Source organism: Methylobacterium currus, from assembly GCF_003058325.1.
Taxonomy (GTDB): domain Bacteria; phylum Pseudomonadota; class Alphaproteobacteria; order Rhizobiales; family Beijerinckiaceae; genus Methylobacterium; species Methylobacterium currus.
Map to the genome: position 1 here is coordinate 205,001 of NZ_CP028844.1, position 11,672 is coordinate 216,672.

Annotated in this window: 12 protein-coding genes and 1 pseudogene; 6 read left to right on the plus strand and 7 right to left on the minus strand. The window is 70.8% G+C overall.

All coding sequences use genetic code 11. The features are described from left to right. Positions 1 to 216 precede the first annotated feature (216 nt). The 5 genes from DA075_RS31020 (at position 217) to DA075_RS31040 (ending at position 5,662) form a co-directional block, all read left to right on the plus strand. On the plus strand, positions 217 to 1,149 hold the full coding sequence (locus DA075_RS31020) for a LysR substrate-binding domain-containing protein (RefSeq protein ID WP_164712571.1): 933 nt from the start codon (positions 217 to 219) through the stop codon (positions 1,147 to 1,149). A gap of 154 nt (positions 1,150 to 1,303) precedes the next feature. Beyond that, entirely contained in the window at positions 1,304 to 2,476 is a 1,173-nt protein-coding gene (locus tag DA075_RS31025) for a CaiB/BaiF CoA transferase family protein (RefSeq protein ID WP_099957008.1), read from the plus strand. Then, the gene (locus DA075_RS31030) at positions 2,473 to 3,345 is read left to right on the plus strand and encodes an HpcH/HpaI aldolase/citrate lyase family protein (RefSeq protein ID WP_099957009.1); all 873 of its coding nucleotides are present in this window, start codon (positions 2,473 to 2,475) and stop codon (positions 3,343 to 3,345) included. The genes DA075_RS31025 and DA075_RS31030 overlap by 4 nt, the downstream gene beginning before the upstream one ends. Then, positions 3,342 to 4,451 carry a zinc-binding dehydrogenase gene (locus tag DA075_RS31035; protein WP_210207087.1) on the plus strand — a complete coding sequence of 370 codons (1,110 nt, stop codon included), beginning with the start codon at positions 3,342 to 3,344 and terminating at the stop codon, positions 4,449 to 4,451. The genes DA075_RS31030 and DA075_RS31035 overlap by 4 nt, the downstream gene beginning before the upstream one ends. Before the next feature lie 185 nt (positions 4,452 to 4,636). Further along, entirely contained in the window at positions 4,637 to 5,662 is a 1,026-nt protein-coding gene (locus tag DA075_RS31040) for a TRAP transporter substrate-binding protein (protein ID WP_099957011.1), read from the plus strand. Here DA075_RS31040 and DA075_RS31045 read toward each other — a convergent pair. From DA075_RS31045 to sorA, 7 genes and pseudogenes are all read right to left on the minus strand, one after another. Beyond that, a complete protein-coding gene (locus tag DA075_RS31045; RefSeq protein ID WP_108394343.1) occupies positions 5,587 to 5,967 on the minus strand; it encodes an FAD-dependent monooxygenase in 381 nt (126 codons plus the stop codon). The genes DA075_RS31040 and DA075_RS31045 overlap by 76 nt on opposite strands. Before the next feature lie 17 nt (positions 5,968 to 5,984). Beyond that, positions 5,985 to 6,371 carry a hypothetical protein gene (locus DA075_RS37240; protein WP_099957012.1) on the minus strand — a complete coding sequence of 129 codons (387 nt, stop codon included), beginning with the start codon at positions 6,369 to 6,371 and terminating at the stop codon, positions 5,985 to 5,987. Then, positions 6,372 to 6,710, minus strand: coding sequence for a LodA/GoxA family CTQ-dependent oxidase (locus tag DA075_RS38690; RefSeq protein WP_420813176.1), 339 nt, complete (start codon positions 6,708 to 6,710; stop codon positions 6,372 to 6,374). It lies immediately after the preceding gene. Then, positions 6,646 to 7,050, minus strand: a pseudogene (locus tag DA075_RS38695) (LodA/GoxA family CTQ-dependent oxidase); the annotation flags it as partial. The pseudogene DA075_RS38695 and the gene DA075_RS38690, both read right to left, overlap by 65 nt. A 131-nt stretch (positions 7,051 to 7,181) precedes the next feature. After that, complete coding sequence (locus tag DA075_RS31060; protein WP_099957014.1) at positions 7,182 to 7,958, minus strand: SDR family oxidoreductase; 777 nt, start codon at positions 7,956 to 7,958, stop codon at positions 7,182 to 7,184. Between the two features lie 52 nt (positions 7,959 to 8,010). Beyond that, positions 8,011 to 8,325 carry a SorB family sulfite dehydrogenase c-type cytochrome subunit gene (gene sorB / locus DA075_RS31065; protein ID WP_420813177.1) on the minus strand — a complete coding sequence of 105 codons (315 nt, stop codon included), beginning with the start codon at positions 8,323 to 8,325 and terminating at the stop codon, positions 8,011 to 8,013. A gap of 18 nt (positions 8,326 to 8,343) precedes the next feature. Beyond that, entirely contained in the window at positions 8,344 to 9,555 is a 1,212-nt protein-coding gene (gene sorA / locus DA075_RS31070; protein ID WP_099957016.1) for a SorA family sulfite dehydrogenase catalytic subunit, read from the minus strand. Positions 9,556 to 9,954: 399 nt separating this feature from the next. On the opposite strand from sorA, the gene DA075_RS31075 reads away from it, so the two are divergent. Continuing rightward, the gene (locus DA075_RS31075; protein WP_099957017.1) at positions 9,955 to 11,550 is read left to right on the plus strand and encodes an acyl-CoA synthetase; all 1,596 of its coding nucleotides are present in this window, start codon (positions 9,955 to 9,957) and stop codon (positions 11,548 to 11,550) included. Positions 11,551 to 11,672 lie beyond the last annotated feature (122 nt).

Here is an 11,672-nt window from a genome sequence, read left to right on the forward strand (position 1 = left end):
GGGGCGCGGCCGTCGGATCGCCGCGGTCGCGCTCCGGTCGAGTCGGGACAGTCGAACCGCCCCACGTCAAGGGACGAAACGGGACGGCGTCCCCCGGTAACCCGGCGAGAGATCGGGCGATCGGGGTCGTCGCTGCGAAACCCGTTGATTTCCCGCCTGCGATCGCAACACACTCCGCCAGCCGGCACCGGCCAAGAAGACGAGCGGATCGCCGCCATGTCCCCTCCTACCCTGAAGCAGATCCGCTTCTTCGTCGCCGCGGTGGATTGGGGCAGCCTGTCGCGGGCGGCAGCGCATCTCAACGTGGCGCAGCCGGCCCTGAGCCAGCAGATCGCCCAGCTCGAAGCCATCCTGCGCAACGAACTCCTGATCCGGACAGCCCGGGGCGTGCGGCCGACCGAGGCGGGCCAGCGCTTCTACCGCCACGCCCGCACGATCCTGCGGCAAGTGGACGGGGCAGTCGCCGATCTCACCCGGCCGGGACCCATCATCGGGCGCGTGGCGATCGGCCTGCCGACCAGCGTCGCCACCATCCTGGCGCATCCGCTGCTGAGCACGATCCTGCGCGATTATCCGGGCATCCGGCCGGAACTGTTCGAGAGCCTGTCGGGCTACCTGCACGAGCTGATCGCCCAGCATCGTCTCGAACTCGCAATCCTCTACCGCGACCGCTCCGGTCCCGGGCTTTCCGTGCAGCCGATCCTGCGCGAGGAGCTGTTTCTGGTCACCAAGGCCGGCGCCGATATCCCCGCCACCATCACCATGCGGGAGGTCGCAGGCTTGCCGCTGGTGATGCCGAGCCCGACCCACACCCTGCGCACGATGGTGGAAGCGGCCTTTTCGCGAGAGGGCCTGTCCCTCACGGTGATCGCCGACGTCGACAGCCTGCCGACCATGCGCCGCATCGCGGCCTCGGGGCTCGCCGCCGCCATCCTGCCGATCTCAGGGCTCTCGGGACTCGACGAGGCGGCGCGACCGGCGATGATCCGCATCGTCGAGCCGACCATCACCCGCCCTCTCGGCCTCTGCTACGCCGCCGACCAGCCCCTGGCCGGCCCCGCCGCCCTGGTGGCCGACCTGATGGTGGCGGAGGTGCGCCGCCTGGTCGAGAGCGGCGCCTGGGGCAACGCGGTCCTGGCCGACCCGTAAGACCTCCGGCCATAGGATTTTCCGATAGCCACCCCGGAAAATCCGTCTCGATCGTGGCCACTCCCTCGGACAGGATGGATCCCCAAGCAAGACAGGCCGGGGAGGCACGGATGGTACGCAAGTGGCGAGACGCCGTTCTCGACCGGGGCCGCCAGTGAGCGCCGCGAGCGCGGCCGACGGGCCGCTCGGCGGAATCCGGGTGCTCGACCTCTCGCGCCTCGTCGCCGGCAACATGCTGAGCCTGCAACTGGCCGATTTCGGCGCCGACGTGATCAAGCTCGAGCCCGACCGGGGTGATCCGCTCCGGCACTGGCAGGAGAACGGCATCCCGGCCTGGTGGACGGTCTATGGCCGCAACAAGCGCTCGATCCGCCTCGACCTGCGCGAGCCTGAGGGCAAGGCCGCCTTGCGCCGGCTCGTGCCGACGGCCCAGGTGCTGATCGAGGGGTTCCGGCCCGGCGTGATGGAGGCGGCAGGCTTCTCGCCGGAGGTGCTGCTCGGGCTCAACCCGAAGCTGGTGATCGTCCGGGTCAGCGGGTTCGGGCAGACCGGGCCTTACGCCCAGCGCCCGGGCTTCGGCTCGCTCATCGAGGCGATGAGCGGGTTCGCGGCCAAGAACGGGTTCGCCGACAAGCCCCCGGCCCTGCCGAACCTGGCGCTGGCCGACATGGTGGCGGGCCTGTCGGGGGCCTTCGCCACCCTGGCGGCCCTGCGCGTGGCCGAAAAGCCGGACGGCGCCGGGCAGGTGGTGGACCTGTCGCTGCTCGAGCCGCTGCACGCGACTCTCGGGCCCGACGCCGCGATCCACCGGCTCACCGGACGGGTGCCGTCGCGCATCGGCAACCGCGTCAGCATCACCGCGCCGCGCAACGTCTATCGCACCCGGGACGGCGAGTGGCTCGCGCTCTCGGCCTCGACGCAAGCCATGGCGGCCCGGCTGTTCTCCGCCATCGGCCGGCCCGAGATGATGGCGGATCCGCGCTTCGCCACCAACTCCGCCCGGCTCGACAATGTCGACGAGGTCGATGCGATCGTCGGCGGCTTCATCGCCGAGCGCGACCTCGCCGACAACCTCGCGTATTTCGAGGCCGCAGAAGTCACGGTCGGCCCGGTCTACGACCCGGCGGGCTTCGCGGAGGATCCGCACGTGAAGGGCCGCGGCGTCCTCGTCGAGGTCGAGGATCCCGAGCATGGCGCGGTGCCGATGCATGCCCCCTTCCCTCGCCTGTCGCGCACGCCCGGCCGGATCCGGCGCCTCGCTCCCTCCCTCGGGCAGGACGAGGCCGCCATCGCCGCAGAGCTCGACGGGACGGAGGCCACGAGATGAGGCTGCGCTCCCTGCTCTTCGCCCCGGCCGACGCGCCCCGCAAGGTCGAGAAGGCGGTCGGATCGGGCGCCGACGGCGTCATCCTCGACCTCGAGGACAGCGTCGCGCCCGGCGCCAAGGAGGCGGCGCGGGACGAGGCCGTCACCGTGCTCCGCGCCCGGCCGGGCGCGTTGATCGTACGGATCAATTCCCGCGGAACCGGCTGGTACCTCGGCGACCTCGCCGCCCTCGTTCCGGCGCGGCCCGCCGCGATTCTCCTGCCGAAATGCACCTCGCCGGCCGATCTGCTGATGCTCTCCGGCCAGATCGACGTGCTGGAGGCGGCCGGCGGCGTGCCGGCCGGCTCCGTCGGGGTGCTGCTGCTCGCGACCGAGACGGCGGAGTCGCTCAAGACCATGGATTATGCCGGCGTGTCGCCGCGCCTGCGCGCGCTCTGCTTCGGGGCCGAGGACCTGTCGGCGGATCTCGGCATCAGCCCGCGCCGTCCCGACGGCCGCCTGGCGGCGCCGGTGGCGGCGGCCCGCGACCGGCTGCTGATCGCGGCGGCCGCGGCCGGCGTCGCGGCGATCGACACTCCCTTCCCCGATCCGCGCGATCCCGCCGGCCTCGAAGACGAGACCGCGGCCGCCGCGGCAGACGGCTTCTCCGGCAAGCTCTGCATCCATCCGGGCCAGCTGGAGACGGTCACGGCCGCCTTCACGCCGCCGCCGGAGCGCGTCGCCTGGGCGCGGGAGGTGGTGCGGCTGCTCGAGGGTAGCGGCGCCGGCGTCGCAATCCTCGACGGAAAGATGATCGACATCGCCCACCTCAAGCTCGCGCGCCGCGTGCTCGCGATGGCGCCCGAGGGGCGGTCGGAGGAAAGGTCATGATGCGCTTCCCGAAGACCAGCCGCGCCGCCGTAGTGCGCGAGTTCAAGGCTCCGGTCTGCATCGAGGAGGTGCCGGTCCCGCAGGAGCTGGAGCCCGGAACGATCCTGACGAAGATCGAGACCTGCTCGATCTGCGGCACCGACGTCCATCTCTGGCAGGGCTCGCTCGCCCTCAAGGTCGATCTGCCGGTCATCATCGGCCACGAGATGGTCGGCCGGATCGTCGCCATGGGGGCCGGAACCGAACGCGATTCGGTCGGCCAGCCGTTGCGCGTCGGCGACCGCATCACTTGGACCCACACGGCCTGCGGGCGCTGCTACTTCTGCACCGTCGCCCGCGAGCCGACCCTGTGCCAGTACAGCCGCAAGTACATGTACGAGCGGATGGACGTCGCGCCCTACCTGCTCGGCGGCTTCTCCGAATACGGCTACGTGCTGCCCGATTCCGGGCGCGTGAGGGTGCCGGATTCCGTGCCGAACGAGCTCGCCAGCATGGCAAGCTGCGCCTTCCGCTCGGTGATGAACGCGTTCGACGTCCTCGGCCGCGTCGACCCGACCGACACGGTGGTGGTGCAGGGCGCCGGCCCCCTCGGGCTGCTGGCCACGGCGGTGGCCAAGATCTCGGGCGCGCGCCGGGTCGTCACCCTCGGCGCACCGGAGGCGCGGCTGGCGCTCGCCCGGGACTTCGGGGCCGACGAGGTGATCTCGATCGAGGCGACGAGCCACGCGGAGCGCCTCGACCGGGTCCGGGCCCTCACCGACGGGCGCGGCGCCGACGTGGTGATGGAGTTCACCGGCCACCCCGCCGCGTTCGGCGAGGGCCTCGACCTCGCCCGCCGCGGCGCCGCCTACGTCGTCGTCGGCCAGCTCGGCCAGGGCACGACGACGATCGCGCCCTCCACCATCGTGGCGAAGAACCTGCGGGTGCTCGGCTCGTTCTCCGGCCAGGCCAAGGCCTATTGGAAGGCGCTGCAATTCGTGGCGAACCACCAGCACGAGGTGCCGTTCCACACGATGGTGACCAACCGCTACAGCCTCGACGAGGTCGATACGGCGCTCAACCGGATGAAGAACTTCGAGGAGATCAAGCCGATCATCGCGTTGTGAGGAAGACGATGCCGGCGGTGATCCGCGTGACCGCCCCCATCGACACGTCTCGTCGTCATCTCGGGCTCCGCTGCGCGGCCCCAGGATGACGACGGGGCGTCACGGACGACGTTTGCGATCACGATCAAAGACGAGAACACCCGCCTCGCGGCCCCGCCGCCAACCAAAAAACCTCAGGAGGAACGATGTCGAGCGCCCCCCTCTCGCGCCGCGCCCTGGTCGCCGGCACGCTCAGCGCCGGCCTGGTCGGCTCGGCCTTTCCGCTGCGCCGCGCCCGCGCGGCGGAGTTCGTGTTCAAGCTCGGTACCGACGTGCCCGAGACCCACCCGATCAACATCCACGCCCGCAAGGCCGCGGACGCCATCCGGGCGCAGACCGATGGGCGGGTGGATCTGCAGATCTTCTCCAACAACCAGCTCGGCGGCCAGAGCGACATGCTCTCGCAGCTGCGCTCAGGCGCGCTCGAATGCTTCGCCCTCTCGGGCGTCAACGTGCTCTCGACGATCATCCCGACCTCGTCGATCTACGGCCTCGGCTTCGCCTTCCCGGATTACGACGCAGTCTGGCGCGGCATGGACGGGCCGTTCGGCCAGCACCTGCGCGGCCAGATCGAGAAGGCCGGCTTCGTCGTCATGGAGAAGATCTGGGACAACGGCTTCCGCCAGATCACCAACAGCGTACGGCCGATCAGGGAGCCGAAGGACCTCCAGGGCCTCAAGATCCGGGTGCCGGTGAGCGCGCTGTGGACCTCGCTGTTCCGCTCGCTCGGTGCCGCACCGACCAGCCTCAACTTCGCCGAAGTGTATTCCTCGCTGCAGACCAAGGTGGTCGACGGGCAGGAGAACCCGCCGGTCATCATCAACACCGCGAAGATCTACGAGGTGCAGAAATACTGCTCGGTGACGAACCACATGTGGGACGGCTGGTGGTTCCTGATCAACCGGCGCGCCTGGAACCAGCTGCCGGCCGACCTCAAGGACGTGTTTGCCCGCAACGTCGATGCGGCCTGCCTGGAGGAGCGCAAGGACGTCGCCCGGCTCAACGCGTCGTTGCGCGAGGAGCTGGTGGGCAAGGGGCTCGCCTTCAACGATGTCGACACCGCGCCCTTCAAGGAGGAGCTGCGCAAGAGCGGCTTCTATGCGGAATGGCGCAAGAAGTTCGGCGACGAGGCGATGGGCCTGCTCGAAGCGGCGGCCGGCAAGCTCGGCTGAGACGCCGCCCCCGTACTCATGCGCCGTGCCGCCGGCTCCAGAACGGCCGGTCGGCCCACCGGGTCTCCAGGCTTACCCGGTGCGTGGCCCTCGGCCAGGAATCCCTCCCACAGGCCCATGTCGCGCAAGAGCCGGCGCGCCGCCGCCGGCAGCGCCTCGCCGATGCGGGCGGCTCCCGGCGTGCGGGGATCCACCCGGTCCAGCACCAGCGTGCGGCAGGAGGGGGCCAGCAGCGACGCTGCGGCGGCGCCGGCCGGGCCGGCCCCGATCACCACGATGTCGGCGGCGAGGTCCGTCGTCGGCACGGCGGCTCCCGACCCGGTCAGCGGTGCCGGTGCGGCGGCAGGCGCCGCACCGTGTCGATGTCGGACAGGTCGGTCACCTTCGAATCGGGGGCGGCATTCCGCTTCAGGAGCTGGATGCCGGGCTTTGCCGGGACGGTGAGGTCCTGGACCTCCATGACCGTCGGGAAGGCGCCATCCGCGGGGCCCGGACGGCTTTCCACCACGCCCATCTTGTCGCAATGCGCGATCATCGTGTTGATCTGCGACGTGTAGCTTGCCGCGAGGTCGAGCGGGGCGTCCCAGTCGGCCCGGCGGGCGAAGGCGGCCGTCCGCTCCGCCAGCGGCCGGCGTTCGTCCCGGACGATGTCGTAATCCTCGCGCGTCAGGACCTGGTTCGGCACCCGGGCGGGCCAGAAGGTCGGCACCTAGGGATCGTAGGCCTTGGCGTAGCCGGAGCGGCAGCTCGCCGTGTCGCATTGCCAGGGCACGGCCATCAAGCAGGTCAAGCCGCCCGCGATCTGGGGTCCCAGGCAGCCATCCGGAGCGAGCGCCCGCGCACAGGTCAGGGTCATGCCGAAATCCGGCTCGACCCAGCCGTCCGGTGCGTGGGCGAACCGGAACGGCGCGCGGCACATCCCGATGTGGCGCACCGGCCAGGTCATCTCGCAGCCCGGATGGAAGGCGTCGGCGAGGCAGAAATCCAGCGCGGCCTTGGTAGGAGCCGGGCGGCAGCGGCAGCGGGTCTGGCACCTCCGGTCCGAGATACCACTCGGTCTCGCTGTTGCCGACGCGGGCGATCCCGATCGACGGGCAGATCGCGGCCGAGGTGACGATGTCGTCGCCGTGGGCAGAGGAACCGGGAACCACTGTGATGTTCGTCGACCCTGCTGGGCTGACCCTTGCGTCCCTTCGGGACGAATCGACGCCGTCCGAGTCATAGACGTTGCGCGCCGTCCTTGCATGAATCCGATCCGAATTTCGATCTCCGACTTCTTCTTCGTCGGAAAAGTTTTTCTTGATATTAAAATATTTCTTGCGTCGATTTGATTCGACAGCAACGTCATCGCCTGCCGTTGACGCCGTGGGCTCGACACGGAACGTCACAATCCGGATCTTATGCCTGTCTTGAAAATCCCCCGATCATCCAATGACATGAATACCCCGCGTGGCATCGGCCGCGCTGCGGCGCGTCGCAGCGCGGACCGGCCGGTGACGCGGACGGATCGGGCGCGGGGTCACACGACCACGGCGACCTTCGCTCCGTCCATGGTGAGCGTCACGCCCGTGACGTAGCTGGCCTTCGCGGAGGCGAGGAAGAGAATAGCGGAGGCGATCTCCTCCGGCTCGGCCATGCGCCCGAGCGGGATGCCCGCCTCCGCCCGCGCCTGGGCCTCGTCGACCGTGATGCCCTGCAAGGCCGCCTCGGCCTGCATGCCCTCCGCCACCCGGTCGGTCCGGGTGAGGCCCGGGCTGACGCCGACGACCCGCACGCCGCTGCCCGCATAGGCCTGCGCGAGCCCGGCCGTCGCCAGCATCAGGGCCGCGTTGGCGGCGCCGCCAGCGATGTGGGTCGGGGCCGCCACCTTGCCGCCATTGCCGATGACGTTGACGATCACGCCGGTGCCGCGGGCGGCCATCCGCTTCACCGCCGGATCGAAGACGTTGACGTAGGTGAAGAGCTTGGCGTCGAAGGCGGCCCGCCAGCGGTCGGGCGTGAGGTCGCCCGGCGGCACGCGCCTCGCCGCGCCGGCGCTGTTCACCAGCACGTCGACCGGACCGAGTTCCGCCTCCAGGGCGTCGAGGGCGGCGAGCGCCTGGGCCGGGTCGACGAGGTCGGCGGTGGTGCCCGCGACGGGACCGAGCGCGGCGCGGGCGCGGTCGAGGTTGTCTCGCGAGCGCGAGACGATCCCGACCTTCGCGCCCTCGTCGAGGAAGGCGCGGGCGCAGGCGAGGCCGATCCCCTTCGAGCCGCCGGTGATCAGCACCACCTTGCCGTCGAGTCCGAGCTGCATCGTGTGTCCTCCCGATGTTGTTCGTCAATCCGCAGCGGGTCGCCCGCCGCCGTCAATAGGTGTCGGCCAGGTAGGCTGCGATGGCCTTCGCCTGGGCCTCGTCGATCGGGGCGCGGTAGACCTTGATCATCTTGGTCACCTCGGCATCCCAGAACGCCTGGCCTTTGCCGGGCGGCTGCATCGCGATGTAGTCGACCGAGTGGCAGGCCGCGCAGTTCCCCTGCGCCGCCGCGAAACCGTCAGCATGGGTGCCGGCCTTCGGCGCCCGCAGCTCTGCCGTCGGCTCCGGCAGGTCGTAGCTCCGGGGTGCCGCGAGCGCGGTGCCGGCGAGGACGAGGGCCGCGGCGGTAAGAGGCAGGTGCTTCATCATCGTCGAGCCTCCCGGTCAGGCAGCCTGGATGCGGGTCGTCTCGACCCCGTTGCGCAGGTAGCCGGCCGGGTTCCAGCGCGATTCCATCGGCTGGGTCGCGCCGTCATGGCCGGTCGCCCGCACCCGGATCGCGTGTGCGCCCGGCGCCAGGTCGAGGCTCAGGGTCCAGGGCCGGAAGGCGAAGCGGCCGAGATCCTCGCCAAGCCGCGCCTCGGTCCAGCTCCGCCCGTCATCGGCCGAGACCGCGACCGAGCGGATGCCCGACCCACCGTCGAAGGCGATGCCGCGCAACTCCGTGCGGCCGGCCGTCACGCGGGCGCCGTCCGTCAGGTTGGTCAGGAAGGAGCGGATGGTGAAGCGGTTGATCGGCACGGTCTTGTCCGGCGCCTTGCCGGGCTCGGTGCAGGCGCAGTCGTTGTCCGGGATGCGGTAGGCTGACGTCATCCAGAACCCGTCGAAGGGCTTGTCGAGGACCGTGATGCTGTCGAGGTGCTTGACCCAGTAGGTGCCGTAACGGCCCGGCACCACGAGGCGCAGGGGATAGCCGTTGAGCCAGGGCAGGTCCTCGCCGTTCATCGCGAAGGCGAGCATCACCGTGCCGTCGCGGGCGTGTTCGAGGGGGAGCGACTTGGCGAAATCCGGCGTCTCCGGAATGACCGGGCCGTCGAGCCCCGAGAAGGCGACCTCGACCGCACCGGCCTTCACCCCGGCCCGGTCGAGCACGGCCTTCAGCGGCACGCCGGTCCATCGAGCGCAGCCCATGGCGCCGTTGGCGAGCTGGCCGCCGGCCACGCGGGGGACGAAGAAGCCGCGCGAGTTGCCCGAGCACTGGTTGACGGCGACGATCTCGGTCGTGGGCATCGCCTTGAGCGCGGCGAGCGACAGCGAGAGCGGCGTCGCGACATGGCCCGTGAGGGTGAGCCGGAAGGTGTCCGGATCGATCGTCGTCGGGATGTCGGCGAGGTGGTAGCGGACGAAGAAGGCGTCGTTCGGCGTGATCGGGCCCTCGTCGAAGACCCGGAACGGCGTCTCCAGCTGCGGCGGCCGGGCGGTGGTCTGCAAGAGCGGGCGCTTGCCCGGATAGGCGACCAGCGGCCGCTCGCCGTTGCCGAACGGCAGCGTGACCATCTCGCCGGCCATGGCCCGCCACGGCCCGAGACCGGCGCCCCCGAGGCTCGCCAACCCGCCGAGGCCGATCCGGCCGATGAGGCTGCGTCTGTCGAGCATGTCGTTCTCTCCCGTCGCGATCCGATCTGCCAGCGTCGCGCCGGGACGATACTCCCGATGCGGCCGATTCATCCGCCCCGGATGAAAAAACGTCGCGCGCGGAGCTGTCGGCGACGCTTCGCGCCCGGAGCCCGGTCGACCCGGACCGCTTTCGCCATCGCTGGACATCGGGAGTTCCCTGGGAATCGACGGGCCGGTGATCGAGGCCGCGCGACCGGCGCGCCCTCGCCGTCCCTGCCGGCGAGAGCCGGGCTTCGCTGGCCACCAAGCCCGATGGCGGGGTCCGGACAGGGCCTCGCCGACCTTGCGATACCTCGTGACGTGGCGATACCTCGTGACTTGCCGGCGCCACCCTGAGACAAAGAGGAATAAGCACCAAGACACGAGGGAGAGACGACCATGGACCGCGACGGCACCTTCGCCGGATCCGAGGCCGCGCGCGCCCGGCGCGACACGATTTCCGACGCCTTGCGCCGCACGGCCCGGCGCTACCGCGATCGGACCGCGCTGTCCTTCGGCGAGCGGCGTTGGAGCTTCGCTGACCTCGACCGCGCCGTCGACCGGGTCGCCCGCGGCCTGATCGAGGCGGGGCTGATCCGCGGCGACCGGGTCGGGGCGCTCGGGCGCAACTCGGATGCCTACCTGATCCTGTGGCTCGCCTGCGCCCGGGCCGGCCTGATCCACGTCCCGGTCAATTACGCGCTCACCGGGCGCGAGCTGCGCTACATCGTCGAGCAATCGGGCGCCCGCGCGCTGATCGTCGATCCGGCGCTGGCGGGGAATGCCCGGGAGGCTCTGGACGAGGGGACGGGCCCTTGGTTCGGCACCCTGTTCGGCGGCACCGGCCTCGACGTGCTGCGGCTCGCGCAGGGCGAGAGCGAGGCCGAGCCGGTGGACGTGCCGGTCGCCGACGAGGACGTGGTGCAGCTCCTCTACACATCGGGCACCACCGCGGCGCCGAAGGGCGCCATGATGACGAGCCGCGGCCTCCTCGCCGAGTATCTGAGCTGCGTCATCGCCCTCGATTTCGGCCCCGGCGACCGGGCCCTCGCCGCTCTGCCGCTCTATCACACGGCGCAGATGCACGCCTTCACCATGCCCCAGCTCCTCGCCGGGGCCGAGACGGTGCTGATCGAGGCGCCCGCGCCGGAGACCTGCCTGCGCCTGATCGAGGAGCACCGCCTCACCTCGTTCTTCGCGCCCCCGACCGTGTGGATCAGTCTCCTGCGCTCGCCCGACTTCGCGCGGCGGGACCTCTCGTCCCTGCGCCACGTCTATTACGGCGCCTCGATCATGCCGGTACCGGTGCTCGAGGAGCTGCGCACCCGCCTGCCCGGGGCGCGGCCCTACAATTGCTACGGCCAGAGCGAGATCGCGCCGCTCGCCACCGTCCTGCGTCCCGAGGAGCACGATGCCCGCCCGGCCTCCTGCGGCCGCCCGGTCTTCAACGTCGAGACCCGGATCGTCGACGACGCCATGCGCGACGTGGCCCCGGGCGAGCGCGGCGAGATCGTCCACCGCTCGGCCCAGCTGATGGCCGGCTACTGGGACAAGCCGGAGGAGACGGAAGAGGCCTTCCGCGGCGGCTGGTTCCATTCGGGCGATGTCGGGATCATGGACGAGGACGGCTACATCACCGTGGTCGACCGGGTGAAGGACGTGATCAAGACCGGCGGCACCATCGTGGCGAGCCGCGAGGTCGAGGAGGTGCTGTTCACCCATCCGAGCGTCTCGGAGGTGGCGGTGATCGCCCTGCCGCACCCGAAATGGATCGAGGCCGTGACGGCGGTCGTGGTGCTGCGGCCGGGCGCGGCGGCCGGGGCCGAGGAGCTGATCGCCCATTGCCGCACCGGGCTGGCTCCGTACAAGGTGCCGAAGCGCATCCTGTTCCAGGACGACCTGCCCCGGAACACCGCCGGCAAGCTGCTCAAGCGCGAGCTGCGGACGCATTATGCGACGCTGGACTGGGCGGGTGAGGACATGCGGGGCGCGTGAGCGCGTCTCAGCCGGCCACACCGCGCCCAGGGTCACCGGGTGCTCGCCCCAGGATACCCCGACGGCCATCCATCCACGCGCACGGGGCCCGCTCCGGTGCGCGTGACGGGCAGCCGGCTCGC

Excerpts from the sequence above, each read along its gene's own strand:
- DA075_RS31035 (WP_210207087.1), top strand. The coding sequence starts at position 3,342 with ATGATGCGCTTCCCGAAGACCAGCCGCGCCGCCGTAGTGCGCGAGTTC.
- DA075_RS31075 (WP_099957017.1), top strand. The coding sequence starts at position 9,955 with ATGGACCGCGACGGCACCTTCGCCGGATCCGAGGCCGCGCGCGCCCGG.
- sorA (WP_099957016.1), bottom strand. The coding sequence starts at position 9,555 with ATGCTCGACAGACGCAGCCTCATCGGCCGGATCGGCCTCGGCGGGTTG.
- DA075_RS31040 (WP_099957011.1), top strand. The coding sequence starts at position 4,637 with ATGTCGAGCGCCCCCCTCTCGCGCCGCGCCCTGGTCGCCGGCACGCTC.
- sorB (WP_420813177.1), bottom strand. The coding sequence starts at position 8,325 with ATGAAGCACCTGCCTCTTACCGCCGCGGCCCTCGTCCTCGCCGGCACC.
- DA075_RS31060 (WP_099957014.1), bottom strand. The coding sequence starts at position 7,958 with ATGCAGCTCGGACTCGACGGCAAGGTGGTGCTGATCACCGGCGGCTCG.
- DA075_RS31030 (WP_099957009.1), top strand. The coding sequence starts at position 2,473 with ATGAGGCTGCGCTCCCTGCTCTTCGCCCCGGCCGACGCGCCCCGCAAG.
- DA075_RS31020 (WP_164712571.1), top strand. The coding sequence starts at position 217 with ATGTCCCCTCCTACCCTGAAGCAGATCCGCTTCTTCGTCGCCGCGGTG.